Here is a 24,929-nt window from a genome sequence, read left to right on the forward strand (position 1 = left end):
GCCGCCGTCCACGGGATGACTGGACGGTGACCTGCCCGCGCCGCACCGTGGGGACGGGGGCGGCGCGCACCCCCGGCCGGGTGGGATCCTCCTTGAGCGGAGGGGGATCCCACCCGGCCGATCCGTTGCTCAGACGTCCTGGCCGCTCCCGCCGCCGGCCGAGACCTTGATGCCCTTGAGGATCTCGTCGATCACGGACAGCTTCTGCCCGACGTCCACGCCGAAGCGGACCACCACGATCTGCCGGGCGTCGTCGGGGGAGGGGAAGGCGACCGACTCGACGTAGCCGTCGGACCCCTTGCTGGTGACCGTCTTCCAGCGCACCAGGTAGCCCTTCTGCCCGGCCACCGTCACCGCCTGGGAGGCCAGCACCTCGTGCGAGGTGATGCTGCCGTAGGTGGTGCCGCCGTACGACTGCTTGGCGTTGGCGGCGATGTCCGCCTTCGCGACCGCCTCCGCCGTGTCGGCCTTGATGCCCAGCGCCACCGCCGGGGCCGTGTAGGCGCCGCCCGCGGTGCACGTCTGGGCCGAGTTGCCCGGGCACTTGTAGGCGTCGTCGGAGGTCACCTGCGCCCCGACGCTGATCGTCTGTCCGGTCCAGCCCTTCGGCACCGGCAGGCTGATGCCGTTGACCGGGTCCGCCACGGTGCCGCCGCCCTTGACCTTCGGCGCGTCGGACTGACCCGGGGACGGCGAGGCCCCGCCGGAACCACCGGAGCCACCGGAGCCACCGGAGCCGCCGGGGCCGCCGCTCCCGCCCGAGCCGCCGCCGGGCCCGCCGAACGTTCCGCCCTGACCGCCGTCCTGCCCGCCGCCAGGGCCCTGCCGCGACCCGGCGCGGTCGCCGCCGCCACCGCCGTCGGCGGTGAGGGCGTACACGCCGACCCCGATGCTCGCCAGTACCGCGGCCGTCACCGCGACGGCTATGCCCGTGCGCAGCCGTCGCCGGGAGGGGGCGGGCGCCTGGGCGGGATAGGCCGGGTAACCCGGCTGGCCCGGATACCCCTGCTGGCCGGGATACCCCTGCTGCGCCGGATACCCCGGGTAGGCGCCGAACCCGGCGGGAGCCGAGGGCGCCGGACCGGCCGGGTGGGGCGGACCGGCCGGCTGCGGCCCGCCGTCCGCCGCCGGGCCGCCCGGGGGACCCCACGCGGCGGCCGTGCCGGCGGGGCGGGTCTGGTCCGTCCAGGCCTTGCCGTCCCACCAGCGCTCGGTGGGCGGACCGTCGTTCGTCTGCCCGGGGTCGGGGTACCACCCGGGAGGAGTCACCTGCGTCATGCCCCCACCGTATGAGGCGAGCGTGAAAGCGGGATGAGAGGATCCGCCGCCAAGGGGGCGAAGCCGAACATTTCTCCCCGGAATTCTCGGCGGCCACCTCGGGCGGCCGTCGTTGACACCCCGTCCGCTGGTCGCGCGGGCGGCGGCGTCGTCCGCCCGCCCCCCGTTTCACCCGGCCGGGCAACAGCTGCCGTGAGGCGCCACCAGAGGTCCAGCCCGACGGCTACGCTCGGGTTCCGTACGTCATTCGGGCGACCTGGGGAGGTAACGGGATGACGGAGGGACGGCCGGCGGCGGCCGGCTCGGCTCCCCTGTGGGAGCGGGACGCCGAGCTCGCCACCGTCGCACAGGCGCTCGACGTCCTGTGCGCGGACCAGTCCTCCGCGGGCAGCCTGCTGGTCATCCGGGGCGAGGCGGGTCTCGGCAAGACCGCGCTGCTGGCCGAGATCCGGCGCGTCGCCGAACGCCGCGGCTGCGCCGTCTGGTCCGCGCGCGGCGCGGAGACGCTGAGGTCCGTCCCGTTCCACGTCGTACGGCAGCTGCTCCAGCCCGCGCTGCTGTCCTTGCTGCCCGACGAGGCCCGCGAGTACCTCGGCGACTGGTACGACATCGCCGGTCCCGCCCTCGGCATAGCGGAACCGCAGGCAGACAAGGCCGACCCGCAGTACGTCCGCGACGGACTCGTCGCCGCCGTGCGCCGGCTCTCCCGCCGCCAGTGGCCGCTGGTCCTGCTCGTCGACGACGCGCACTGGGCCGACCCGGAGACCCTGCGCTGGCTCGCCGCCTTCGCCGAGCGCCTCGACGACCTCTCCGTCCTCGTCGTGGTCGCCCGCCGGCCCGGCGAGGCCGGCGGGGACAGCGCCCGCCTGCTCGACGAGGTGGCCGCCGCGGGCCGCCCCGCCCACCACCTCAGCGCCCTCACCCCGGACGCCACCGCCGGACTCACCCGCGCCACCGTCGGCCGGCACGCCGACGACGCGTTCTGCCGCGAGGTCTGGGCCGTCACCGGCGGCAACCCGTACGACACCGTCGAACTCCTCGCCAAGGTCCAGGACAGCGAACTCCAGCCCGTCGAGGCGCAGGCGGGCGAGCTGCGCGCCCTCAACCGCGCCGCCCGCGGCGGCGGACTGGTCGACCGGCTCAAGGGCCTCGGCCTGGAGGCCACCCGGTTCGCCTGGGCCGCCGCCATCCTCGGCACCGGCATCACCGTCGACATGGTCGCCGAACTCGCCACCATGGACGACGAACTGGCCCGGACCTGCGCCGAACTCCTCTGCAACGCCCGCATCCTCACCGGACCCCGGCCGCCCGCCGGCGCCGAACGCGGCGACGGCGAGCTGGAGTTCGTCCACCCCCTCATCGCCACCGCCGTCTACCACTCCATCCCGCCCGGCGTGCGCACCGCCATGCACGGCGTCGCCGCGCAGATGATCACCGAGCGCGGCCGCGGCGCCGCCGAGGCCGCCCGGCACCTGCTGAAGGTGCACCCGGACGACGACGAGGAACTGGTCGAGCAGCTGCGCGAGGCCGCCCGCGAGCACCTCGCCGTCGGCGCGCCCGACGCGGCCCGCCGCTGCCTGGAGCGCGCCCTGGCCGAGCCGCCCCTCCCCGAGGTGCACGCGCACGTCCTGTACGAACTGGGCTGTGCCACCCTGCTGACCAGCCCCGCGGTCACCATCGGCCATCTTCAGAGCGCCCTCGGCATGTCCGGCCTCGGCGGCGACGACCGGGTCGACGCCGTCGTCCGCCTCTCCCAGGCGCTGCTCCACAACGACCAGCTGGAGGAGGCCGTCCACACGGTCGAGGCCGAGGCCGCCCGGCACCAGGCGGGCCCCGTCCGGATGCGGCTGCAGGCCTTCCAGTTCATGTGGGAGGGCATCCACGGCGAGACCGTCTCCCCGGCCCGCTCCCGGCGCCTGGCCGAGCTGGCCGGCACCTGCACCGGCCGCGACAACGCCGAACGCGCCCTGCTGATCCTGCGCGGCTTCGACGCGATGACCCACGGCGAGAGCGCCGAGGAGGTCGTCGGCCTGTGCGACCGCGCCCTCGTCAACGGCCGCCTCGCGCCCGGCCTCGGCTGGACCGACACCGAGTGGGGCATGGAGCTGCTGATGATGCTCGGCAGCGCCTACACCTACGCCGACCGGCTCGACCGCGCCGAGAGCCTGTTCGCCGAGGCCCGGCGCGTCTACACCACGGCCGGCTGGCACGGCGGCCACCTCTCCCTGGCCAACGCCTTCCTCGGGCTCGCCTACCGCAGGCAGGGCCGGCTGCGCGACGCCGAGTCCGCCCTGCGCGAGGCCCTGGTCCTCGCCGAGCGCGTCGGCCGCCGACTGCCGCTGTACTGGTCGGCCACCTGCGGTCTGGTCGACACCCTGCTGGCCCGGGGCCGGATCGGGGAGGCATGGTCGGTCGCCGAACGGTACGGTTTCGCGCCGCCGTACCCGTCCACCATCGTGCTGCCCGACATCCGCTCCGTGCGCGGCCGGCTGCTGCTCGCCGTCGGCCGCACCGAGGACGGCATCAACGAACTCGAGGCAGCCGAGAAGACCGCCGCCTCCCGCGGCGGCCACAACCCGGTCCTCGCGCCCTGGTCCATCGACCTCGCCAAGGCGCTCGCCGGGCAGGACCCGGACCGCGCCGCCCAGCTCGCGGCCGACGCCCGCCGGCAGGCCGAGCGGTTCGGCACGGACACCGCCATCGGCGAGGCCCTGCGCTGCTCCGCCGCCCTGGCGACGGGAGAGCGGGCGGTCCGGCTCGCCGCCCGGGCCGTCACCTACCTGGAGGCCTCACCCTGCCAGTACGAGCACGCGGCGGCCCGCGTCGAGTACGGCATCGCCGCCCGCTCGGCCGCGGAACTGGGCCGGGGTCTGGACTTGGCGCGGGCGTGCGGCGCGGAGCACCTGGTGGCCCGGGCACGGGAGGCGCTGGAGACGGGGCGGGGGAGGCGCTGGAGACGGGGCGGGGGATGCGCTGAGCCGCCCCGGAGGCGGCACGGGGCTCGCGCCGTCACCTGCCCAGCAGCTGCTCCGTCAGCGCCGTCAGCCGCTCGCGGACGTCTGCGTCGTACGCCGCCTCGTGGGCCCGCGCCGGCCGTGTCCCGTCGTAGTACCCGCCGCTGCCCGTCTCCCGGGTGGCCAGCGCGAGCACGCCCGGCGCCCCGTCGGCGACGGAGTTCCACGGGGTGATGCCGCCCTCGCGGACCATCGCCGTGTCCATGTAGGTCGCGGGGTGCAGCACGTTCACCGACACGCCGCTGCCCGCCAGCTCCTCGGCGAGGGTGAACGTGTACGCGGCGAGCGCGAACTTGCTGCGGCAGTAGGCCGCCAGGCCGTCGTAGCCGCGGGTGAACCCGGGGTCGGCGTAGTCGACGGGCTCCTGGCCGCCCGAGCCGACGTTGACGATCCGGGCCGGCGGATTCGCCCGCAGCACCGGCAGCAGGGCGCGGGTCAGCACCACGGGCGCGAGGTAGTTCACGGCGAGCCGCAGCTCGTGCCCGTCGGCGCTCAGCTCGCGCCCGGAGCCGGGTGTCCCGGCGCCCACGCCCGCGTTGTTGACCAGCACGTCGAGGCCGGGATGCGCCTCGGCCACCCGCGCGCCCAGCTCCCGCACCTCGGCCAGCCGGGCCAGATCGGCGACGAAGCCCTCGGCCGCGCCCTCCGTGCGCAGCTCCGCGACCAGCCGCTCGGTGCGCGCCCGGTCACGGCCGTGCGCCAGGACCAGATGACCGGAGCGGACCAGCTCGAAGGCGACGTACCGGCCGAGCCCGGAGGTGGCACCGGTGATCAGAACAGTGGACATGCCGTCAGCCTACGCAGGCCCGGGCGCCGGTAACGAGCCTTTGCCGGGAGTACGACCGGCTCCGGTCACCCCGCCGTTCAGCCCGCCTCCTCCTCGGCGAGGACCCGCTGGGCCGTCGCGAACGCCGCGTTGGCGGCCGGCACTCCGCAGTACACGGCGGTCTGGAGCAGCACCGCGCCGATCTCCTGCGGCGTCAGCCCGTTGCGCCGCGCCGCCCGGACGTGCATCGCCAGCTCGTCGAGGTGGCCGTGCGCGACCAGCGCGGTCAGCGTGATCATGCTGCGCTCGCGGCGGGACAGCGTCGGGTCGGTCCAGATCTCCCCCCAGGCGTAGCGGGAGATGAAGTCCTGGAAGCGGGCCGTGAACGGGGTCTGCCGGGCCTGCGCGCGATCCACGTGGGCGTCGCCCAGCACCTCCCGGCGCACCGCCGTGCCGCCGGCCGGCGGCCCGCCGAGGTGGGTCCGCAGCGCGCCCAGCACGGCCCGCGGGCACTGCGCCGGCGCCAGGTGGGAGGCCCCGGGCAGCTCCACCAGTGTCGCCGCCGGCACCGCGTCGGCGATCTCCCGCAGATGGGCGGGCGGGGTCGCGGGATCCTGCCGGCCCGCCACCAGCAGCGTCGGCACGGTGATGTCGCCGAGCCGGTCGCGCAGGTCGAACGCGGCGAGCGCGTCGCAGCAGGCGGCGTACGCCCCCGGATCGGCCTCCCGGTGGTCGCGGACCAGCCCCGGCACGCTGAACCCGGGCGTGAACCAGCGCGCCCCGGCGCTGTCCGCCAGCCCGTCCAGGCCCTCGCGGCGCACCCGCTCCGCCCGCTCCCGCCAGGGGGCCTCCCCGCCGAAGTGGGCGGAGGAGCACAGCACCGCCAGCGAGGACAGCCGCCCGGGATGGTGGACGGCCAGGTGCAGGCCGACGGCGCCGCCCAGGGACACGCCCGCGTACGCGAACCGGTCGATGCCGAGGGCGTCGGCCAGCCCGAGGACCAGCGCGGCGAGGTCGCCGACGGTCGCGCCCGGCCCGATCAGGTCCGCCGCCGAGCCCCCGTGCCCGGGCAGGTCCCAGCGGACGACCCGGTGGGCTGCGGACAGCTCGGGCGCGACGCCGTCCCACAGGGCGAGGGAGGTGCCGAGCGAGGGGCCGAGCAGCAGCGCGGGAGCGGAAGCCGGGCCTTCCGCACGGTGGTTGAGCAGGTGCACGGTCAAGGTCGCTCCAGGGCGCGGTCGGTGAGGGGTCCGGCGAAGCCGGTGTAGTGGGCGGGGTCGAGCAGCTCGTCGAGGTCGGCACCCTCCAGCTCGCCGGTCTCCGCCAGCAGTTCGGACAGCGGACGGTCCTCGGTGTGGGCGCGGCGGGCCAGTTCGGTCAGCAGCTCCTTGGCACGCGCCCGGCCCAGGACGGGCGCGAGGGCGGCCGACAGCCGCTCGGAGACGATCAGACCCCGGGTGATGGCGAGGTTGCGGCGCATCGCGGCCGGGTGCGCCCGCAGCCCCTCGGCCAGCTCCGCCGCGTGGGAGGCCGCGCCGCCCACCAGCCGGAGCAGGTCGCGCAGCGGCTCCCACTCGGCGTGCCAGGCGCCGGCCGGCCGCTCGTCCTCGGCGGCGAGGCAGCCGTACAGCGTCGCCGCGAGCTGCGGGGCGCGCCGGGCGGCGGCCGCCAGGAGCGTGGCGCGCACCGGGTTCGCCTTGTGCGGCATGGCCGACGAGCCGCCGCCGCTGCCCTCGCTCACCTCGCCGGTCTCGGTGCGCGACAGCGCCAGGACGTCCACGGCGAGCTTGCCCAGCGCCCCCGCCGTGAACGCCAGGCACCCCGCGAGGTCGGCCACCGGGGTGCGCAGGGTGTGCCAGGGCAACACCGGGGCGGCGAGGCCGGCTTCGCGGGCGTAGGCCCGCGTCAGAGCGGCCGCGTCCTCGGTGCCGTACGCCCGGAAGGCCGCCAGGGTCCCGGCGGCGCCGCCGAGTTGGGCGGGGAGCGCGTCCCGGACCCGGGTGACGCGGTCGCGCGCGTCCAGGACCAGCGAGCGCCAGCCCGCCGCCTTCAGCCCGAACGTCGTCGGGACGGCGTGCTGGGTGAGCGTCCGCCCGGGCAGCACCGTGTCCCGGTGCTCGGCGGCGAGGCGGGCCAGCGCCCGTTCGGTGCGGCCGAGGTCGGCCAGGACCGGGGCGAGCGTGCGCGCGGCGACCAGCATCGTCGCGGTGTCCAGGATGTCCTGGCTGGTGGCGCCGCGGTGGACGTAGGGGCCGTACTCCGCGCCGACCGCCGCCGTCAGGTCGGCGACCAGCGGAATCACCGGGTTGCCGCCGTCCGCGGTCCGCGCCGCCAGGGAGCGGATGCCGAACCGCTCCGGGACGGCCGCCTCGGTCACCGCCGTCGCGGCCCCGGCCGGGGCGAGGCCCAGCGCGGCCTGCGCCCGGGTCAGCGCGGCCTCCGCGTCGAGCAGGGCCCGCAGGTACGCGTGGTCGCTCGTCTCGGACGCGGCGCCCGTCAGCGCCCAGCCCGGGGCGAGCAGGCCGGTGTCGGCACAGGGAGGGGAAGCGGATGTCACTCGAACTCCAGGAAGACCGTCTCGCCTTCGCCCTGAAGGCGGATGTCGAAACGGTAGGCGCCGCCCGCCTCCTCGCTCGCGACCAGCGTGTCGCGCCGGTCGCCCACCCGGGTGAGCAGCGGGTCGGCGGCCAGCGCGGCCTCGTCGCCCGGCAGGTAGATCCGCGTGAACAGGTGCACGAGCAGACCGCGCGCGAAGACGCAGACGCTGAGGTACGGCGCGTTCCGCCCGCGTGCGCCGGGCCGGAGGGTACGGGCGTACCAGTGGCCGTCCGCGTCGGTCTGGACGCGGCCCCAGCCGGTGAACTCCACCCCGTTGCGGCCCAGGTGCCCGCCGGTCGCCGGGTCGCGCCGCTGGGAGCCGTCCACGTGCGGGACGGTGCCGTCGGGACGCGGACCCCACAGCTCGATCAGCGCGTCGGGCAGCGGGGCGCCCTCGCCGTCGAGGACGTGCCCGTGCACGGTGATCGTGTCCGGGTGGCCGAGCGGCGCGATCTCCTCGCCGCCGCGGAACGGCAGCGCGTAGCCGTAGAACGGGCCGACGGTGTGGGACGGGGTGGGCGGCACCCGGTCGGGGCCGCTCGGGTCGGTGATCGTCATGGCGGTCAGCGTCCTTCTTCCGTCCAGGTGGCGGCCGGGCCGTCCAGCACGATGTCCCAGTGGTAGCCGAGGGAGAACTCCGGCACCGACAGGCTGTGGTCGTAGGTGGCGACCAGCCGCTGCCGGGCCGCGTCGTCCGTCACGGACTGCAGGATCGGGTCGTACGGGAACAGCGGGTCGTTCGGGAAGTACATCTGCGTCACCAGTCGCTGCGTGAACGCCGAGCCGAACACGGAGAAGTGGATGTGCGCGGGGCGCCAGGCGCCCACGTGGTTGCGCCACGGGTAGGGGCCCGGCTGGACGGTGGTGAAGTGGTAGCGGCCCTCGGCGTCGGTGAGGGCGCGGCCGACACCGGTGAAGTTCGGGTCCAGCGGGGCGTCGTGCTGCTCGCGCCGGTGGGCGTAGCGGCCGGCCGAGTTGGCCTGCCAGATCTCGATCAGCTGGCCGCGGACCGGGCGCCCGTGCCGGTCCAGCAGCCGTCCGGAGACGGTGATCCGCTCGCCCAGGGGCTCCCCGGTGTGCTGCCGGGTGAGGTCGTTGTCGGCCTCGGCCAGGTCACGCTCGCCGAAGGCGGGGGAGTGCAGTTCCACCAGTTCGGGGTCCTGGCTGGTGTCGATCGCCACCAGGGGCCGCTTCGGGTGGCGCAGCGCGGAGGAACGGTACGGCGCGTAGTCGCGGCGCGGGTGGTGTTCGACGGGGGCGCCGTCGGCGACGCGTTTCTCGTAGGCGGCGTGCGCCGCGGCGATTTCCCGGTCGATGTCGGCTTGGGTGAGAGGCATGGGACACCTGACGCTTCCTGGGCGTTCGAGGAGGAGGTCCCTCCGGCTCCTCGGGAGTGGGTAGTCAGGGCAAGTAGTCAGCACACTGACTATTCCGGCGAGGTGCTGCTCACGCTGCCACCGGAGGCGGTGACCGTCAAGGGCTGGCAACTGTGCGGTCGCAGGAACGGGACACGATGACCAGGTGCCGGGTATCGTTCAGTGCACCAACGAATCGACCAGGGGAGCGCACATGGCCGCGGTGGACCTCGCCACCCATCCCGGGCATCTGGCCCGGCGGCTCCAGCAGGCGCACTACCTGCTGTGGAACACGATGGTCTCGGAGGAGATCACCTCGCCGCAGTTCGCGGTCATGAACGCCCTCGTCGCCGAACCCGGGCTCGACCAGCGGACCGTGGGGGAGCGGGTGGGCCTCGACCGCTCCACCATCGCCGAGGTCATCAGCCGGCTCGACCGCCGGGGACTGCTGCACAAGGTGCGCGACCCGCAGGACGGCCGGCGCTTCCTGCTCCGCCTCACCGACGACGGCCTGCGCACCCACCGCAGACTGACCGTGCGGACCGCCCGGATGAACCAGCTCTTCCTCGCCCCGCTGTCCGCCGAGGAACAGACCGTGTTCTTCGACCTGATCCGCCGGGTCGCGGACGCGGCCGAGGAGCTGCGCCACCCGGCCGGCCCGCCGGCCGCGCGGAGCTGACGCCGGCCCCCGTGGCCGTGGCCGGGGCGGTGGCCGTCGTCGGCGCCGTGGCTCGGCGCCCCTGGCCTGCCCGGGCCCCGGGCTCAGGCCCGCTCAGCCGCCGCCCTTCTCGCCGAGGATCTCCGCGAGGTCGTACCGGACCGGTTCCTCCAGCTGGCCGTACGTGCAGCTCTCCGGTGTGCGGTCCGGGCGCCAGCGGCGGAAGCGGGCCGTGTGCCGGAACCGCTGGCCGTTCTCCATGTGGTCGTACGCCACCTCGGCCACCCGTTCCGGCCGCAGCGGCACCCAGGACAGGTCCTTCTTGCCCGACCAGCGGCTCGGCGCGCCCGGCAGCCGGGCCGTCTCGTGCGCGGTCTCGTCCGTCCAGGCGGCCCACGGGTGCCCGGAGACGTCCTCCATGCGCAGCGGCTGGAGCTCCTCGACCAGCTCGGCGCGCTTCTTCATGGAGAACGCGGCCGACACGCCCACGTGCTGAAGCCGGCCCTGTCCGTCGTACAGCCCCAGCAGCAGTGAGCCCACCACCGGGCCGCTCTTGTGGAAGCGGTACCCGGCGACGACGACGTCCGCCGTGCGCTCGTGCTTGATCTTGAACATGGCCCGCTCGTCCTGGAGGTAGCGCAGGGTGAGCGGCTTGGCGACGACCCCGTCGAGGCCGGCGCCCTCGAACTGCTCGAACCACCGCCGGGCCACCTCGATGTCGGTCGTCGACGGCGCCACGTGCACCGGCGGGCCCGCCCCGGCCAGCGCCTGGTCCAGCAGGGCGCGGCGGTCGGTGAGCGGCACGTCGAGCAGGGAGTGGTCGTCCAGGGCGAGCAGGTCGAAGGCGACGAAGGACGCCGGGGTCTTCTCCGCCAGCATCCGCACCCGGGAGGCCGCCGGGTGGATGCGCTCGGTCAGCGCGTCGAAGTCCAGCCGGCCGCCCCGCGCGATGACGATCTCCCCGTCCAGCACGCACCGCTCGGGCAGCCGCTCCCGCAGCGCCGCGACCAGCTCGGGGAAGTACCTGGTCAGCGGCTTTCCGGTCCGGCTGCCCAGCTCGACCTCGGCCCCGTCCCGGAACACGATCGACCGGAAACCGTCCCACTTGGCCTCGTAGTGCATCCCCGGCGGGATCCTCGCCACCGACTTGGCGAGCATCGGCTTCACGGGCGGCATGACGGGCAGATCCATGCCTCCGATTCTGCTCGCATACATCCGTTTCCGCTCAGATATGTACCGTTGTGCCCGGTATGCGAGTGGCGCCGGGTGCGCCTACCGTGGCCGCATGGGTGATGCGGTGCAACTGGAGGTGGCCGGCCGGAGCGTACGGCTGTCCAGCCCGGACAAGGTGTTCTTCCCGGAGCGGGGCTTCACCAAGCTGGACCTCGCCCGGTACTACGCCGCCGTCGGCCCCGGCATCCTGCGCGCCCTGCGCAACCGCCCCACCACCCTGGAGCGCTACCCGGACGGCGTAGGCGGCGAGTGGTTCTACCAGAAGCGGGCGCCGAAGGGCATGCCGGACTGGATCCCGACCGCCCACATCACCTTCCCCAGCGGGCGCAGCGCCGACGAGATGTGCCCCACCGAGGAGGCCGCCGTGGTGTGGGCCGCGCAGTACGGCACCCTCACCTTCCACCCCTGGCCGGTGCGCGCCACCGACGTCGACCATCCCGACGAACTCCGCATCGACCTCGACCCGCAGCCCGGCACCGACTACGCCGACGCGGCCCGCGCCGCCGGGGAACTACGGGCCGTGCTGGACGAGTTCGGCGGGCTGCGCGGCTGGCCGAAGACCTCCGGCGGCCGGGGCCTGCACGTCTTCGTCCCCATCGAACCGCGCTGGACCTTCACCCAGGTACGCCGCGCGGCGATCGCGGTCGGCCGGGAGATGGAGCGCCGGATGCCGGACCGGGTGACCATCAAGTGGTGGAAGGAGGAACGCGGGAGCCGTATCTTCCTCGATTACAATCAGACGGCGAGGGACCGCACCATCGCCTCCGCCTATTCGGTGCGTCCCCGCCCGCACGCCCCCGTCTCGGCGCCGCTGCGCTGGGAAGAAGTCGTGGTCGCCGAGCCCCGCGACTTCGACCTCGCCACCATGCCGGCCCGGTTCGCCGAACTCGGTGACGTGCACGCCGACATGGACGACCACGCCTACTCCCTGGACGCGCTGCTGGAACTGGCCCGCCAGGACGAACACGACCACGGCCTGGGCGACCTGCCGTACCCGCCGGAGTACCCGAAGATGCCCGGCGAACCGAAACGGGTGCAGCCGAGCCGCGCCCGCCGGGAGTCCTCGCCCTGAAGACCCGTCCGGTTCCGCGTCCCGTCCGGCACCGCCCGGTCCCGTGTCCCGCGGCTATCCTGATCGGCAGCCGCCGATGAGGAGTCCCGAAGTGACCGAGGCAGTGTCGCGCCCCACGCTGGAGGCCGTGGCCGCGCGGGCCGGGGTGTCCCGGGCCACCGTGTCCCGGGTGGTCAACGGCGGCGACGGGGTGCGCGAGCCCCTGGCCGAGCGGGTCCGGCGAGCCGTGGAGGAGCTGGGCTACGTCCCCAACCAGGCGGCGCGCAGTCTCGTCACCCGGCGGCACGACGCCGTCGCGGTCGTCATCGCCGAACCCGAGACCCGCGTCTTCGCCGACCCCTTCTTCGCCCTCCAGCTGCGCGGCATCAGCAAGGAACTGACCGCCCACGACAACCAGCTGGTGCTGCTGCTCACCGAGGGCCGTGCCGACCACGCGCGCGTGGCCCGCTATCTCGCCGGCGGCCACGTCGACGGCGCGCTCGTCTTCTCGCTGCACCTGGACGACCCGCTGCCCGGCCTCATCCACGACGCCGGCGTGCCCACCGTGTTCGGCGGGCGCCCCGGCTGGGGCGCGGACGCGCGCGCCTCCGCCCCGGGCGTGGTCTACGTCGACTGCGACAACCGGGGCGGGGCCCGCGCGGCCGTCCGGCACCTGCTGGACCTCGGCCGCCGGCGCGTCGCCCACATCACCGGGGCGCTGGACCAGACCTCGGCGGTGGACCGGCTCGACGGCTACCGGGACGTCATGACCGACGTCCTGGGCGGACACGACCCCCGGCTGGTCGAGGAGAGCGACTTCACCCCGTCCGGCGGCGAACGCGCCATGCGGGAACTCCTCGACCGTTGCCCGGACGTCGACGCCGTGTTCGCCGCCAACGACCTCACCGCGCTCGGCGCCCTCAGGGTGCTGCGCGCGAGCGGCCGGCGCGTGCCCGCGGACGTGGCGGTGGTCGGCTTCGACGACATGGTGCCGGTCACCGAACAGGCCGACCCGCCGCTGACGACGGTCCGTCAGGACATCGAGGGCATGGGCCGGCTGATGGCCCGCCTGCTGCTGCGCGGCCTGTCCGGCGCCCGCGAGGGGACGGACGGGACGGCCGGCGCCCACCGGGCACCGCCGTCGGAGGTGATCCTGCCGACCACCCTGATACGCCGCGCCTCGGCCTGACCCCCCGGGAGCGCCGCCGGCTGCCGGGCGCACGCCGGAGGTCAGCCCTCGGGCCGCTCGCTTCTGATCACCGCGAAGCGGGCCCCGTACGGGTCGGCGAGCCGGGCCGTACGGCCCACGCCCTCCAGGTTCGTCGCGGGCACCCGCACCGTCCCGCCCAGGCGCTGCGCCTGTTCCACCACGGCGTCGGTGTCCTCCACCTCGAAGTACGGCAGCCAGTACGGGCCCGCCGCGGACTCGGTGGGATCGTCGGCCAGCGGCACCATCCCGCCGAACATCGCGTCCTCACCGGCGCCTTCCGGGTTGAAACAGGTGTACGTCCCGCCCGGGAACGGCGCGGAGGTCTCCAGGCCCAGCACCCGGCGGTAGAAGGCGGCGGCCGCCGCGATGTCCGGCGTGTACAGCTCCACCCAGCGCAGGGAGCCCGGCGCGCCCGCGAGTTCCACGCCCTCGGTCCGGCCCGGCTGCCAGATCCCGAACGACACGCCCGCCCGGTCGGCGAGGACCGCCATGTGACCCTGGCCCATCACGTCCAGGGGCTGGAACAGCACTCTGCCGTGGGCCTGTTCGGCCGCCTCGGCGGTGGCCCGCGCGTCCCCGCTGCGGAAGTACACCGTCCAGGCCGCGGCCCCCTGGCCGGGAGCGGTCTGCATGCCGCCGGCGACGGTCTGGCCGTCCAGCTGGAAGAAGCCGTAACCGCCGGCGTCCGGCCCCGCCGACCGGAACCGCCAGCCGAACAGACCGCCGTAGAAAGCGGCGGCGCCGTCGATGTCGGGACTGCCGACGTCGATCCAGTTGGGCGCGCCGTCGACGAAACGGGTGGTGAGCATCTCGCCCTCCTCGCAAGGGGCTCCGTCCTGTGCACTGCCGAGTCTCGCACCGCCCACCGACAATCGCTGCCGGAGCACCGGGACGCGCCGGGACGGCCCACCTTCACCGAGTGTGACGGCACGCGTTCTCCCGGTTTTCCCGCGGCCGGGCGCGCCGCCGTGCGCGCGCCCGGCCGCGGGGAGCATCATCGGGGCGGCCGGACGTGCCCGAGCGCGCCGTTTCGCCGGCGTTGATCGAACGTTTTTCGCCGTGGGGCAGGCTCCTGGCCATGCACTACGAAACCATCACGCCGGCCGACGACACCTGGCAGACGCAGGCGCTGTGCGCGCAGACCGGGCCGGACTTCTTCTTCCCCGAGCCGGGCAGCTCGGTGCGCGAGGCGAAGCGCATCTGCGCCCTGTGCGAGCTGCGCCCGGCCTGTCTGGACTACGCGCTGGCCAACGACGAGCGGTTCGGCGTCTGGGGCGGCCTGTCCGAGAAGGAGCGCCTCGCCCTGCGCCGCACCGCCCGCTGACACCCCGTGAGGCCGTGGGCCGGGCGCCGGGCGCCGGGCCGTGCGCGGGGCGTCAGGCCCCGGCGCGCATCGCCATCCGGGCCTTCCGCGCGGCCAGCTTCTCGTCGAACTTCGCGGCCTCGGCGTCCAGCCCGCCCATGAACAGGCCGAGTTCCTCCTGCGCCTGGCGTCCCTCGGGGCCGAGGCCGTCGATCTCCAGGACCTTCAGGAAGCGCAGCACCGGCTGCAGCACGTCGTCGTGGTGGATGCGCAGGTTGTACACCTCGCCGATCGCCATCTGCGCGGCGGCCCGCTCGAAGCCGGGGATGCCGTGTCCGGGCATCCGGAAGTTCACGACGACGTCCCGGACCGCCTGCATGGTCAGGTCGGGCGCCAGCTCGAACGCGGCCTTCAGCAGGTTGCGGTAGAACACCATGTGCAGGTTCTCGTCGGTCGCGATGCGGGCCAGCATGCGGTCGCAGACCGGGTCACCCGACTGGTGGCCGGTGTTGCGGTGCGAGATCCGCGTGGCCAGCTCCTGGAAGGCGACGTAGGCCACCGAGTGCAGCATCGAGTGCCGGTTGTCGGACTCGAAGCCCTCGCTCATGTGCGACATACGGAAACGTTCCAGCTTGTCCGGGTCCACCGCGCGCGAGGTCAGCAGGTAGTCCCGCATCACGATGCCGTGCCGGCCCTCCTCGGCCGTCCAGCGGTGCACCCAGGTGCCCCAGGCGCCGTCGCGGCCGAAGAGCGAGGCGATCTCGTGGTGGTAGCTCGGCAGGTTGTCCTCGGTCAGCAGGTTCACCACGAGGGCGATCCGGCCGATCTCCGTCACCTGGGACTGCTCCTTGTCCCAGGCCTCCCCGTCCTCGAACAGGCCCGGGAAGTTGCGGCCGTCGCTCCACGGCACGTACTCGTGCGGCATCCAGTCCTTGGCGACGTTCAGGTGCCGGTTTAGCTCCTTCTCGACCACTTCCTCCAGTGCGTACAGCAGCCGCGCGTCGGTCCAGACGGACGGGCTGCCGAGGTGGGGGGAGGTGATCGTCATAGGAACTCCAGGGGGACGGCGAACAAAGGGGGGAGGAAGGGGCACGGTCCGGCGAGCGGTGCCGGAGGCCCATGTGATCGTAGGCTACGAATCCGTAGGTTACGAAGCCGTAGGTTAAGAGTGCTGTAAACAACCCGCTGATCAGCCCGCCGCGACGGCCGTGCCCGGACGCGCCCGGCAGCCCCGGGACCCGCAGGTCCGGGAGCTGCCGGGGCGAGAGAATCACCCGGTCAGGCGTACAGCTCCCGCAGGCGCACCGAGAGGCAGGTCACACACCCCTCCAGCTTCTCGAACTCGCTGATGTCGACCGTCACCACGTCGTGGCCGAGATCGGCCAGCAGTTCCGCGGTCTTCGGGGCGCTCGCCGCCATCAGCAGCTTGCCGCCGCCGAGCAGCACCACGTGCGCGCCGGACTCCTCCGGCACCGACAGGAATCCCGGGAACAGCGACGGCCGGTCGATCTTCGGGATGTGCCCGATCACCGTGCCGTCGGGCAGCGCGGTCACCGCCGACTTCAGGTGCAGCACCTTGCTGACGGGTACCGCGACCACGCGGGCGCCCAGCGGTTCGAAGGCCGCCCGCAGCTGCTGCACACCGGCCGCGTTGGTCCGCCCGCCGCGGCCGACGTACACGGTGTCGCCGACCTTGAGGACGTCACCGCCGTCCAGCGTGCCCGGTTCCCATATCCAGTTCACCGAGCAGCCGAGCCGGGCCACCGCCTCCTCGACGCCGGCGGTCTCCGCGCGCCGCGACTCGGCGCCGGGCCGGGTGATCAACGCCACGTTCCGGTACATGACGACGGTGTCCTCGACGAACACCGAGTCCGGGCAGTCGTCGGCCGGTTCGACCTCGATGGTCTCCCAGCCGTGCGCGCGCAGGGCCTCGACGTACGCCTCCCACTGCTCGACGGCGAGCCCCGCGTCGACCTTCTCCCGCTGGACGTGCGTCACCAGGCCGTCGGCGAGGAAGGGGCTGGGGCGGCGGACGAGGGCCTTCTTGCTGGGCACGAGGGGCCTTTCGAATCGGTCGGTGCGGTGGTGCGGTCCGGCGCCGCTCGCACGGCGCCGGTCCGTCATCATGCAGCGCGCTCCCGCCAGGGCCCAAACCCCCAGGGTGCCCGGCGCGTCCCTGCCCGGACCCCGATGTCCGGCCGGGAGGGCCCACGCCGGTCAGGCCGGGTCCCTGAGCGCCTCGGGTGCGGTCTCCGTCAGCTCCCCTCCCTCCATCAGCAGCCACCGGGTGATCCCGATGGACTCCAGGAACGGCAGGTCGTGGCTGGCGACGATCAGCGCGCCCTCGTACGACTCCAGGGCCGTGGTCAGCTGCCGGACGCTGGCCATGTCGAGGTTGTTGGTGGGCTCGTCCAGCAGCAGCAGTTGCGGTGCGGGCTCGGCGAGCATCAGCGCGGCCAGGGCCGCCCGGAAGCGTTCACCGCCCGACAGGGTGGCCGCCTTCCGGTCGGCCCGCGCGCCCCGGAACAGGAAGCGGGCGAGCCGGGCCCGGACCCGGTTGTTGGTGGCGCCCGGCGCGAACCGGGCGACGTTCTCGGCCACCGACCAGTCGTCGTCCAGCACGTCCAGCCGCTGGGGCAGGAACCGCAGCGGCACATGGGCCGTCGCCGTGCCCGACACCGGTGCCAGTTCCCCGGCGACGGTCCGCAGCAGCGTCGTCTTGCCGGCGCCGTTGCGGCCGACGAGCGCGATCCGCTCCGGGCCCCGCAGGTCCAGGACGCCCGGCACGCGCGCGTGGCAGGCCGTCTCCAGCTTCTCCAGGGTGAGCACCTGCCGGCCGGGCGGCACGGCCGTGTACGGCAGGTCGACCCGGATCTCGTCGTCGTCCCGTACGGCCTCCACCGCCTCGTCCAGCCGTTCCCTGGCCTCGGCGAGCCGCTCCTCGTGCATGATGCGGTGCTTGCCCGCCGACTCCTGTGCGGCCCGCTTGCGCGCCCCCATGACGATCTTCGGCTCGCGTTTCTGTTCGTACATCTTCTGCCCGTAGCGCTTGCGGCGGGCCAGCTTGACCTGCGCGTCGGCCAGTTCGCGCTTCTGCTTGCGCACATCGGCCTCGGCGACGCGCAGCATCCGCTCGGCCGCCTCCTGCTCGACGGCCAGCGCCTCCTCGTAGGCGGAGAAGTTGCCGCCGAACCAGGCGACCTCCCCGGAGTGCAGCTCGGCGATCTGGTCGACCAGGTCGAGCAGTTCCCGGTCGTGGCTCACCACGACCAGCACGCCCGGCCAGGAGGCCACCGTCTGGTACAGCCGCCGGCGCGCGTACAGGTCCAGGTTGTTGGTGGGCTCGTCCAGCAGCAGGATGTCGGGGCGGCGCAGCAGCAGTGCGGCGAGCCGCAGCAGCACCGACTCGCCCCCGGACACCTCGCCGACGGTCCGGTCCAGGCCGATGTGGCCGAGACCGAGTTCGCCGAGGGTGGCCAGGGCGCGCTCCTCGACGTCCCAGTCGTCGCCGACGGTCTCGAAGTGCTCCTCGGCGGCGTCGCCCGCCTCGATGGCGTGCAGGGCGGCCCGCCGGGCGGCGATGCCGAGGGCCTGGTCGACGCGGAGCGCGGTGTCGAGCGTGACGTTCTGCGGGAGGTAGCCGATCTCGCCGGCCGCCTTGAGGGTGCCGTCGGCCGGGGCGAGTTCCCCGGCCATCAGCTTGAGCAGGGTGGACTTGCCCGATCCGTTGACGCCGACGAGCCCGGTCCTGCCGGGGCCGAAGGCGATGTCCAGGCCGTCGAAGACGGCGGTGCCGTCGGGCCAGGTGAAGGACAGGGACGTGCAGGTGAGGGAAGCAGACATGGGCGCCTCGCGAGGGACGGGTGCGTTCGGGTGGACGCGTGTCGAGACACCGCGAGGCGGAAACCGAAAGGTCTGGGGCACGGAAGGGGCCGGGGAGAAGGGCCTGTGCCGGAGGACGGCTCGGACGCCGAGGTCGTACGCCACGCACACCTGACCGGTGCGACGCGGTGTCTCAGGACCTCAGACGAGCAACGTCCTTCTCCAATCGACGGCAACAGAACCGCTGTACACCGTAGGAAGGACGGGAAGGGCTGTCAACGTGATTACGCGCCGCGCCGCCCCACGCGCGCGTGGCGTTCACCGGCCGGCGCTCAGCAGGCGTCCCGCATCAGCTCGGCCAGGCCGTGGTCCAGGTCCAGCTGGAGGTGCTCCAGACCGACGGGGACCAGGTCGTTGGTCGCCTCCAGGAACCGCCGGATCTCACCCGAGCGCACGTGCACGATCGCGGTGCCCTCCGGGGCGTGGAACTCCAGCACCGTGCGGTCGTACCCGTACGGCCGCACGCGGACGTCACCGTGGCCCTCGGCGTCCTGGAGACCGGCCGTGAGCAGCTCGCGGGAGAAGGTCCAGCACACGTCGACGCCCTCCAGCGTGGCCGGGGCCGGGAACGTCATGCGGACGGCGAACGGGTCGCGCCGGTCGTAGCACAGCGTGGCGGGAATGCTCGGCATGCGCGGTGCGGCGGCGACGAGACGGGCCTCTACGGGCTGCTCGATGACGGTGGACAACGCCTTGCTCCCTCGTGACGGATGGACTGCGCCCGGATGTGCGGCACCCGGCACTGGAAGAGACGACGGAAACGGCCGATGCGTGCACACGGGGAACGAGTGACCTCGGTCACCGCGTTCATGCACGGGGTGCGTACGGCCGTTCCCGCTCGTCGGCGGCACCGAGCGCGGCCGCCCTCTGGACGGGGCCGGGGGAGTGGGGCTAGCTTCGCCCGCCATGAGGCGCTTGGGGAGCATGCGACGCAGGGGACGGACGAGCCGGCTGGTGGCGGCGGGAGTGGCGTGCGGGGCGGCGCTCGCCGCCCTGACGGTCCCGGCGGCCGAGGCCCGTCCGCTGGCCCACACCACCACCGGCGGGGCGAGCGCGGGGCAGCCGGGCCCCGGTACGGCAGCCGGGAGCCGGACCGCCGAGAACTCCCGTACGCGCAAGTCGGACCCGGCGGCGGGGAGCCCCCGCACGCACGAGGCGACCCCGGCGGCCGGGGGCTCGCGCACCGCGAGCGCGCACTGGGCGGCGAAGGACCCCGGCACGCCGAGCGTCCGTTTCCGGGGCCTCGCGGCCGTCGACCGGCGCACCGCCTGGCTGGCCGGCACCGAAGGCACGGTGCTGCGCACCACGGACGGCGGCACCAGCTGGCGGAACGTCTCCCCGCCGGGGGCGTCCGGGCTCCAGTTCCGGGACGTGACGGCGTTCGACGCCCGCCGCGCGGTGGTGCTCGCCATCGGCGAGGGCGAGGCCTCCCGCGTCTACCGCACCGACGACGGCGGTACGACCTGGACGGAGTCCTTCCGCAACACCGACCCCAGAGCCTTCTACGACTGCCTCGCCTTCTTCGACCGCCGCCACGGCCTCGCCCTGGGCGACCCCGTGGACGGCAGGTTCCGCGTGCTGTCCACCGCCGACGGCGGACGCTCCTGGCGCGTGCTGCCCGCGGACGGCATGCCGCCCGCGCTGGACGGCGAGGCGGGCTTCGCCGCGAGCGGCCAGTGCCTCGTCACCGCCGGCCCGAAGGACGTCTGGCTGGCCACCGGCGGCGGCGCCCGCGCGCGCGTGCTGCACTCCGCCGACCGCGGGCTCACCTGGACGGCCGCCGACACACCGGTCCCCGCGGGCGATCCGGCCAAGGGCGTCTTCGCGCTGGCCTTCCGCGACCGCACCCACGGCATCGCGGTCGGCGGCGACTACCGCCCCGGTCAGCCCTCCCCCCAGGCCGCCGCGGTCACCGCCGACGGCGGCCGCACCTGGCGGCCCGCCACCACCCCGCCACCCGCGTACCGCTCCGGCGCCGCCTGGCTCCCGCACAGCCGCACCGCCGCGCTGGCCGTCGGCCCGACCGGCACCGACCTGACCGCCGACGGCGGCCGCAGCTGGCGCACGATCGACACCGGCTCCTACGACACCGTCACGTGCACGCCCGACCTGAGCTGCTGGGCGGCGGGCGAACAGGGACGGGTGGCACGGCTCGAACGGTGAGGCGCGGCCGGACCGGTGAGGTAAGCGCGGCCGAACGCGGGTACTCGTTCCCCGTCGCAAAGGAAGGGAGCGATCATGCCAGCCGGTTCCAGCCCCAAGCGTGAGCGTCAGTACGAGCACATCAAGAAGAGCGCGCAGGACCGGGGCGAGAGCACCGGGCGCGCCAAGGAGATCGCCGCGCGGACGGTGAACAAGGAACGCGCCCGCTCCGGCGAGTCCAAGACCGCCAGCCGCAGCTCGACGCAGGACATGTCGTCCGGCAAGCGCGGCGGTCAGCGGTCGGGCAACCGGGTCGGCTCGCACGGCCCGACCCGGGACCAGCTGTACAACGAGGCGAAGCAGCGCGGCATCGAGGGCCGTTCGCACATGAACAAGGAAGAACTCCAGCGCGCGCTGGACACCAAGAAGGGCTGACGGCCCGCCCGGCCCGGCGCCCGAGGAGCGCGGCGGGCCGGCGTCAGCCCAGTGTCTGCCGGTGGCGCGCCAGCTCCGGGGCCGTCTTCGTGGCGATGAACTCCGTGACGCGGTAGGCGCACACACCGGCGACGGTGAACGGGTCGCCCGCGATGATCTCGTCGATGCGGGCACGGTCCCCCGCGACGGCCAGGATCACCCCGCCGTCGCGGGGGTTCTTGCGTCCCGAGGCCAGGAAGTGGCCCTTGTCGTACTGCTCCTCCAGCCAGGCCACATGGTCCGGCAGAACGGCGTCCACGGCTTCGAGCGGCGCGGTGTAGGTCAGCTCCAGGACGAACATGATCGCGAGCCTACCCCGTCCGTCCGGCGGCCCGCGGCGGGACCGTACAGTCACCCGGCATGACGATCGTTGGCGTACCCGCGGGCTGGCCCGCGACCGAGGACGAGGCCCGCGCCGTACAGGACGAGCTGCGCGGGCGGGTGGTGCTGGACGAGCCCGGACCGCCGCCCGGGACGGGCCGCGTCACGGGGGTCGACGTCGCCTACGACGACGGCCTGGACCTGGTCGCGGCGGCGGCCGTCGTGCTGGACGCCGCCACGCTGGAGGTCGTGGCGGAGGCGACGGCCGTCGGCCGGGTCTCCTTCCCCTACGTGCCCGGCCTCCTCGCCTTCCGTGAGCTCCCCACCGTCCGCGCCGCCCTGGACCGGCTGCCGTGCCCGCCGGGGCTGGTCGTCTGCGACGGCTACGGGCTGGCCCACCCGCGCCGCTTCGGCCTGGCGAGCCACCTGGGCGTGCTCACGGACCTGCCGACCGTCGGGGTCGCCAAGAACCCGTTCACCTTCGCGTACGACGACCCGGAGCCGGGCCGGGGCGGCTGGGCACCGCTGCTCGCCGGGACCGAGGAGGTCGGACGCGCCCTGCGCACCCGCGACGGCGTCAAGCCGGTGTTCGTCTCGGTCGGCCACCGGGTCGGCCTCGACAACGCCGTGGCGCACACCCTGGCGCTGACCCCGCGGTACCGGCTGCCGGAGACCACCCGCCGGGCGGACGCCCTGTGCCGGAGCGCGCTGCGCGAGGCGGCGCAGGGCTGACCGGCGGCCGGGGCCGGGCTCGGCGACGCGCCGGGCACCGGCCTCCTGACACTGCGCGCCGCGCACCAACTCCACGACCGTCGGGCCTTCTTGTCCTGGCCCCGGCACGCCCGCCCGTCGCCCCGGCTCAAGGCGGCGGCGGTGACGAGTGGCCCGCCGCTAGCGTTCCGCCGCCACCCGGAAGGTGATCCCCGCCGCCCGCAGCCGCTCGGTCAGGGCGTCGCCCATCGCCTGGGCCGTGGTGACCTGGCCCGCCGTCGCCGGCAGGTCGTCGAACGCCAGGCACAGGGCCGCCTCGGCGAACATCTTCGCCGTCTCGTCGTACCCGGGGTCGCCGCCCGCGACCTCGGTGAACACGCGCCGGCCGCCGCCCTCGCCGACGAACCGCACCGAGAACCAGCTCTTCGCCCGCTTCTCGGCGCTCGGTCCGTCACCCGGCTTGAGCCGGTCCGACAGCCAGCGCCGGGCGGGCGGCAGCTGGGCGGCGGCCGCCATCGCGCCGACGGCCGCGATCCCGCCGAGGGCGACCGGCAGGCGCCGCACCGCCGCGTAGTGCCGGTAGCGGAAGTCCGGCCCGTACCGCTCCAGCGCCCGGGCCGAACGGCGCACGATCTGCGGGTCGATGGTGGGCAGCGGCAGCACCCACGCGCCGACCTGCGCCGCGTACCCCGGCGCGCCCGCCGGCGCCGTCACCCGGCGGCCCGGCAGCCGCGGCTCGTGCCGGGCCCGTTCCCGCGCGGCGGCCAGCATCCGCCGGCCGCGGGCCATCTGGTTCAGCGCCGAGGCGAGGGTGCCGCCGGAGAAGGCCGCGTCGGCGGTCACATAGCCGTCCACGGTCAGCGGCACGCCCTCGGGAAGCTGCCGGACCGTGAAGTACGCGCCCAGGTCGTGCGGCACGGAGTCGAAACCGCAGGCGTGCACCAGGCGCGCGCCCGTCTCCCGCGCGCGTGCGTCGTGCCGGACGTACACCAGGTCCACGAACTCGGGCTCGCCGGTGAGGTCCAGGTAGTCGGTGCCGGTGTCGGCGCAGGCGGCGACGAGCGTCTCGCCGTGCAGGACGTACGGCCCGACGGTCGTGGCGACCACGCGCGCGTGCCCGGCGAGGGCGCGCAGGGTGGCCGGTTCGGCCACGTCGGCCCGCAGCACACCGACGTCCGCGCCACCGGGCAGCTCCTCGCGCAGCCGCTCCAGCCGCCCCTCGTCGCGCCCGGCGACCGCCCAGCGCAGGTCCCCCGGCGCGTGCGCGGCGAGGTAGTGGGCCGTGAGCGCGCCGACGAAGCCCGTGGCCCCGAAGAGCACGAGGTCGTACGGCCGGTCCGCCCTGCTTATCCTGCTCATGACACCCCTTGGTCCGTGCGGCCCGTCGCGCAGCCCGCGCCGCTGTCGGTGGCCGAGGCTAGCGTGAGGAGTGCGGAGCCCGACGACCAGCCCGGAGGCAGCGGTGGCCATAGCCAGGAATGCCGTGAAGAAGCGGGAGAAACCGCCCCGGCCCCGGGTGCGGGAGCCGGGCGCGCGGAGCACGTGACGGTCCGCGGCGCCCGTCGCCGCGGGGCCCCGGCGGGGCGCCGTTCACTCTCCCGGGTGATCGTCGGCCGGTCGGGCACTTGGCTAAGCGCTTGCTCGTTCAGGTCTTGTGTCCGGTGGAACGCGTTCCTAGCATCACCGGTGTTACATCATTTGTGTCACACACGCCTGGGGGCTGCACGGATGACAACGGCAGGGACGCCGAGGCCGGGCGACGGCCCGCTGTCCGGCGTGCGCGTCGTCGAACTGGCCGGCATCGGGCCGGGCCCGTTCGCCGCCATGCTGCTGGCCGACCTGGGCGCCGACGTGGTCCGGGTGGACCGTCCCGGCGGCCCGGGCCTCGCCATCGACCCGGCGTTCGACGTCACCAACCGCAACAAGCGCTCGACCGTGGTCGACCTGAAGGCACCGGACGGCCCCGCGCGCGTCCTGGACCTCGCCCAGCGGGCCGACGTCCTCATCGAGGGCTACCGCCCCGGCGTCGCCGAACGCCTCGGCGTCGGCCCCGAGGACTGCCACGCCCGCAACCCCCGCCTGGTGTACGGCCGCATGACCGGCTGGGGCCAGGACGGCCCGCTCGCCCAGCGCGCCGGCCACGACATCGCCTACATCGCGCTCACCGGCACCCTCGGCATGATCGGCCGCCCGGACGAACCCCCGGCGGTGCCCGCCAACCTCCTCGGGGACTACGCGGGAGGCTCCCTCTACCTGGTCGTCGGCGTCCTCGCCGCCTTGCACCACGCGCGCGCGACCGGCACCGGCCAGGTGGTCGACGCGGCCATCGTGGACGGCACGGCCCACCTGTCGGCGATGATCCACGGCATGCTCGCCGCCGGCGGCTGGCAGGACCGCCGCGCCGCCAACCTCCTGGACGGCGGCTGCCCCTACTACGGCACCTACGAGACCGCCGACGGCGGGTACATGGCGGTGGGCGCCCTGGAGGGCAGGTTCTACGCCGAGTTCCTGCGCCTGCTCGGCCTGGAGGACCTGGCGCACGCCCACGAGGACTGGACCCGCTGGGGCGAGCTGCGCGAACGGATCGCCGCCGCCTTCACGTCCCGCACCCGGGCGGAGTGGACGGCCGTCTTCGCGGACTCCGACGCCTGTGTGGCGCCGGTGCTGAGTCTGCGCGAGGCCCCGGCCCACCCGCACCTGCGCGCCCGCGGCACCTTCACCGACCACGGCGGCATCACCCAGCCCGCCCCCGCCCCCCGCTTCTCCGCGACCCCCACCGCCGTCCGCACCGGCCCCGCCCGGCCCGGCGCGGACACCGCCGCGGTCGCCCGGGACTGGGGCATACCGGCACCCCCGACCGACGCCCCCGACGACCCCGGCGGCCGGGTCTGACGACCGGCTCCCACGGCCGGCCCCGACGACCCTGGTCACCG

At 74.7% G+C, this 24,929-nt stretch carries 22 protein-coding genes and 1 pseudogene; 9 read left to right on the forward strand and 14 right to left on the reverse strand.

Annotated elements, in window-relative coordinates:
* Window positions 1-129: 129 nt before the first annotated feature.
* On the reverse strand, window positions 130-1,278 hold the full coding sequence (locus tag ACZ5DC_RS04040; RefSeq protein WP_468649121.1) for a DUF2510 domain-containing protein: 1,149 nt from the start codon (window positions 1,276-1,278) through the stop codon (window positions 130-132).
* Window positions 1,279-1,550: 272 nt separating this feature from the next.
* Here ACZ5DC_RS04040 and ACZ5DC_RS04045 point away from each other — a divergent pair, with 272 nt between their 5' ends.
* Window positions 1,551-4,466: an ATP-binding protein gene (locus tag ACZ5DC_RS04045; protein WP_468649123.1), complete on the forward strand. Its 2,916-nt coding sequence runs from the start codon at window positions 1,551-1,553 to the stop codon at window positions 4,464-4,466.
* Between the two features lie 19 nt (window positions 4,467-4,485).
* On the opposite strand, the pseudogene ACZ5DC_RS04050 reads toward ACZ5DC_RS04045, so the two are convergent.
* The 5 genes and pseudogenes from ACZ5DC_RS04050 to pcaH form a co-directional block, all read right to left on the reverse strand.
* Window positions 4,486-5,079, reverse strand: a pseudogene (locus ACZ5DC_RS04050) (SDR family NAD(P)-dependent oxidoreductase); the annotation flags it as partial.
* Window positions 5,080-5,156: 77 nt separating this feature from the next.
* On the reverse strand, window positions 5,157-6,278 hold the full coding sequence (pcaDC, locus tag ACZ5DC_RS04055) for a bifunctional 3-oxoadipate enol-lactonase/4-carboxymuconolactone decarboxylase PcaDC (protein ID WP_468649125.1): 1,122 nt from the start codon (window positions 6,276-6,278) through the stop codon (window positions 5,157-5,159).
* Complete coding sequence (gene pcaB, locus ACZ5DC_RS04060; RefSeq protein WP_468649127.1) at window positions 6,275-7,615, reverse strand: 3-carboxy-cis,cis-muconate cycloisomerase; 1,341 nt, start codon at window positions 7,613-7,615, stop codon at window positions 6,275-6,277. The genes pcaDC and pcaB overlap by 4 nt, the downstream gene beginning before the upstream one ends.
* Window positions 7,612-8,214, reverse strand: coding sequence for a protocatechuate 3,4-dioxygenase subunit alpha (gene pcaG / locus ACZ5DC_RS04065; protein WP_468649129.1), 603 nt, complete (start codon window positions 8,212-8,214; stop codon window positions 7,612-7,614). Before pcaG ends, pcaB begins: the two co-directional genes overlap by 4 nt.
* A 5-nt stretch (window positions 8,215-8,219) precedes the next feature.
* A complete protein-coding gene (pcaH, locus tag ACZ5DC_RS04070) occupies window positions 8,220-8,993 on the reverse strand; it encodes a protocatechuate 3,4-dioxygenase subunit beta (RefSeq protein ID WP_468649131.1) in 774 nt (257 codons plus the stop codon).
* A gap of 232 nt (window positions 8,994-9,225) precedes the next feature.
* Here pcaH and ACZ5DC_RS04075 point away from each other — a divergent pair, with 232 nt between their 5' ends.
* On the forward strand, window positions 9,226-9,690 hold the full coding sequence (locus tag ACZ5DC_RS04075) for a MarR family winged helix-turn-helix transcriptional regulator (RefSeq protein WP_468649133.1): 465 nt from the start codon (window positions 9,226-9,228) through the stop codon (window positions 9,688-9,690).
* Between the two features lie 93 nt (window positions 9,691-9,783).
* On the opposite strand, the gene ACZ5DC_RS04080 is transcribed toward ACZ5DC_RS04075, so the two are convergent.
* Complete coding sequence (locus tag ACZ5DC_RS04080) at window positions 9,784-10,860, reverse strand: ATP-dependent DNA ligase (protein ID WP_468649135.1); 1,077 nt, start codon at window positions 10,858-10,860, stop codon at window positions 9,784-9,786.
* A 94-nt stretch (window positions 10,861-10,954) separates the two neighbouring features.
* Here ACZ5DC_RS04080 and ligD point away from each other — a divergent pair, with 94 nt between their 5' ends.
* Both ligD and ACZ5DC_RS04090 read left to right on the forward strand, forming a co-directional pair.
* Window positions 10,955-11,974 carry a non-homologous end-joining DNA ligase gene (gene ligD, locus ACZ5DC_RS04085; protein WP_468649137.1) on the forward strand — a complete coding sequence of 340 codons (1,020 nt, stop codon included), beginning with the start codon at window positions 10,955-10,957 and terminating at the stop codon, window positions 11,972-11,974.
* A gap of 91 nt (window positions 11,975-12,065) precedes the next feature.
* On the forward strand, window positions 12,066-13,142 hold the full coding sequence (locus ACZ5DC_RS04090; protein ID WP_468649139.1) for a LacI family DNA-binding transcriptional regulator: 1,077 nt from the start codon (window positions 12,066-12,068) through the stop codon (window positions 13,140-13,142).
* 41 nt (window positions 13,143-13,183) lie between these two features.
* Here ACZ5DC_RS04090 and ACZ5DC_RS04095 read toward each other — a convergent pair whose 3' ends face one another.
* The gene (locus tag ACZ5DC_RS04095; RefSeq protein WP_468649141.1) at window positions 13,184-13,972 is read right to left on the reverse strand and encodes a VOC family protein; all 789 of its coding nucleotides are present in this window, start codon (window positions 13,970-13,972) and stop codon (window positions 13,184-13,186) included.
* Window positions 13,973-14,241: 269 nt separating this feature from the next.
* Here ACZ5DC_RS04095 and ACZ5DC_RS04100 point away from each other — a divergent pair, with 269 nt between their 5' ends.
* Complete coding sequence (locus ACZ5DC_RS04100; protein ID WP_468649143.1) at window positions 14,242-14,487, forward strand: WhiB family transcriptional regulator; 246 nt, start codon at window positions 14,242-14,244, stop codon at window positions 14,485-14,487.
* Between the two features lie 52 nt (window positions 14,488-14,539).
* Here the strand turns inward: ACZ5DC_RS04100 and ACZ5DC_RS04105 are convergent, their stop codons facing one another.
* From ACZ5DC_RS04105 to ssgD, 4 genes are all read right to left on the reverse strand, one after another.
* On the reverse strand, window positions 14,540-15,514 hold the full coding sequence (locus tag ACZ5DC_RS04105) for an acyl-ACP desaturase (RefSeq protein WP_468649145.1): 975 nt from the start codon (window positions 15,512-15,514) through the stop codon (window positions 14,540-14,542).
* Between the two features lie 230 nt (window positions 15,515-15,744).
* Complete coding sequence (gene ddaH / locus ACZ5DC_RS04110) at window positions 15,745-16,521, reverse strand: dimethylargininase (protein ID WP_468649147.1); 777 nt, start codon at window positions 16,519-16,521, stop codon at window positions 15,745-15,747.
* Window positions 16,522-16,683: 162 nt separating this feature from the next.
* A complete protein-coding gene (locus ACZ5DC_RS04115; RefSeq protein WP_468649149.1) occupies window positions 16,684-18,309 on the reverse strand; it encodes an ABC-F family ATP-binding cassette domain-containing protein in 1,626 nt (541 codons plus the stop codon).
* A 311-nt stretch (window positions 18,310-18,620) separates the two neighbouring features.
* Complete coding sequence (ssgD, locus tag ACZ5DC_RS04120; protein ID WP_468649151.1) at window positions 18,621-19,037, reverse strand: spore wall synthesis regulator SsgD; 417 nt, start codon at window positions 19,035-19,037, stop codon at window positions 18,621-18,623.
* Between the two features lie 235 nt (window positions 19,038-19,272).
* On the opposite strand from ssgD, the gene ACZ5DC_RS04125 reads away from it, so the two are divergent.
* Both ACZ5DC_RS04125 and ACZ5DC_RS04130 read left to right on the forward strand, forming a co-directional pair.
* A complete protein-coding gene (locus ACZ5DC_RS04125; protein ID WP_468649153.1) occupies window positions 19,273-20,511 on the forward strand; it encodes a WD40/YVTN/BNR-like repeat-containing protein in 1,239 nt (412 codons plus the stop codon).
* A 75-nt stretch (window positions 20,512-20,586) separates the two neighbouring features.
* The gene (locus ACZ5DC_RS04130) at window positions 20,587-20,925 is read left to right on the forward strand and encodes a plasmid stabilization protein (RefSeq protein ID WP_366752375.1); all 339 of its coding nucleotides are present in this window, start codon (window positions 20,587-20,589) and stop codon (window positions 20,923-20,925) included.
* Between the two features lie 43 nt (window positions 20,926-20,968).
* Here the strand turns inward: ACZ5DC_RS04130 and ACZ5DC_RS04135 are convergent, their stop codons facing one another.
* Window positions 20,969-21,265, reverse strand: coding sequence for a YciI family protein (locus ACZ5DC_RS04135; protein ID WP_468649155.1), 297 nt, complete (start codon window positions 21,263-21,265; stop codon window positions 20,969-20,971).
* A gap of 59 nt (window positions 21,266-21,324) precedes the next feature.
* Here ACZ5DC_RS04135 and ACZ5DC_RS04140 point away from each other — a divergent pair, with 59 nt between their 5' ends.
* Complete coding sequence (locus tag ACZ5DC_RS04140; protein ID WP_468649157.1) at window positions 21,325-22,017, forward strand: endonuclease V; 693 nt, start codon at window positions 21,325-21,327, stop codon at window positions 22,015-22,017.
* Window positions 22,018-22,176: 159 nt separating this feature from the next.
* Here ACZ5DC_RS04140 and ACZ5DC_RS04145 read toward each other — a convergent pair whose 3' ends face one another.
* On the reverse strand, window positions 22,177-23,355 hold the full coding sequence (locus ACZ5DC_RS04145) for a saccharopine dehydrogenase family protein (RefSeq protein ID WP_468649159.1): 1,179 nt from the start codon (window positions 23,353-23,355) through the stop codon (window positions 22,177-22,179).
* 369 nt (window positions 23,356-23,724) lie between these two features.
* On the opposite strand from ACZ5DC_RS04145, the gene ACZ5DC_RS04150 reads away from it, so the two are divergent.
* Window positions 23,725-24,888: a CaiB/BaiF CoA transferase family protein gene (locus ACZ5DC_RS04150; protein WP_468649160.1), complete on the forward strand. Its 1,164-nt coding sequence runs from the start codon at window positions 23,725-23,727 to the stop codon at window positions 24,886-24,888.
* Window positions 24,889-24,929 lie beyond the last annotated feature (41 nt).

The sequence above is a fragment of the Streptomyces sp. NPDC031445 genome (assembly GCF_055581365.1).

What these genes read in the sequence shown, in the direction of transcription:
- ACZ5DC_RS04100 (WP_468649143.1), top strand. Translation starts at nt 14,242, where the DNA reads ATGCACTACGAAACCATCACGCCGGCCGACGACACCTGGCAGACGCAG.
- pcaG (WP_468649129.1), bottom strand. Translation starts at nt 8,214, where the DNA reads ATGACGATCACCGACCCGAGCGGCCCCGACCGGGTGCCGCCCACCCCG.
- ACZ5DC_RS04105 (WP_468649145.1), bottom strand. Translation starts at nt 15,514, where the DNA reads ATGACGATCACCTCCCCCCACCTCGGCAGCCCGTCCGTCTGGACCGAC.
- ligD (WP_468649137.1), top strand. Translation starts at nt 10,955, where the DNA reads ATGGGTGATGCGGTGCAACTGGAGGTGGCCGGCCGGAGCGTACGGCTG.
- ACZ5DC_RS04095 (WP_468649141.1), bottom strand. Translation starts at nt 13,972, where the DNA reads ATGCTCACCACCCGTTTCGTCGACGGCGCGCCCAACTGGATCGACGTC.
- ACZ5DC_RS04115 (WP_468649149.1), bottom strand. Translation starts at nt 18,309, where the DNA reads ATGTCTGCTTCCCTCACCTGCACGTCCCTGTCCTTCACCTGGCCCGAC.
- ACZ5DC_RS04140 (WP_468649157.1), top strand. Translation starts at nt 21,325, where the DNA reads ATGACGATCGTTGGCGTACCCGCGGGCTGGCCCGCGACCGAGGACGAG.
- ACZ5DC_RS04145 (WP_468649159.1), bottom strand. Translation starts at nt 23,355, where the DNA reads ATGAGCAGGATAAGCAGGGCGGACCGGCCGTACGACCTCGTGCTCTTC.
- ACZ5DC_RS04150 (WP_468649160.1), top strand. Translation starts at nt 23,725, where the DNA reads ATGACAACGGCAGGGACGCCGAGGCCGGGCGACGGCCCGCTGTCCGGC.
- ACZ5DC_RS04130 (WP_366752375.1), top strand. Translation starts at nt 20,587, where the DNA reads ATGCCAGCCGGTTCCAGCCCCAAGCGTGAGCGTCAGTACGAGCACATC.
- ACZ5DC_RS04040 (WP_468649121.1), bottom strand. Translation starts at nt 1,278, where the DNA reads ATGACGCAGGTGACTCCTCCCGGGTGGTACCCCGACCCCGGGCAGACG.
- ACZ5DC_RS04125 (WP_468649153.1), top strand. Translation starts at nt 19,273, where the DNA reads ATGCGACGCAGGGGACGGACGAGCCGGCTGGTGGCGGCGGGAGTGGCG.
- ACZ5DC_RS04080 (WP_468649135.1), bottom strand. Translation starts at nt 10,860, where the DNA reads ATGGATCTGCCCGTCATGCCGCCCGTGAAGCCGATGCTCGCCAAGTCG.
- ACZ5DC_RS04075 (WP_468649133.1), top strand. Translation starts at nt 9,226, where the DNA reads ATGGCCGCGGTGGACCTCGCCACCCATCCCGGGCATCTGGCCCGGCGG.
- ACZ5DC_RS04135 (WP_468649155.1), bottom strand. Translation starts at nt 21,265, where the DNA reads ATGTTCGTCCTGGAGCTGACCTACACCGCGCCGCTCGAAGCCGTGGAC.
- ACZ5DC_RS04045 (WP_468649123.1), top strand. Translation starts at nt 1,551, where the DNA reads ATGACGGAGGGACGGCCGGCGGCGGCCGGCTCGGCTCCCCTGTGGGAG.
- pcaH (WP_468649131.1), bottom strand. Translation starts at nt 8,993, where the DNA reads ATGCCTCTCACCCAAGCCGACATCGACCGGGAAATCGCCGCGGCGCAC.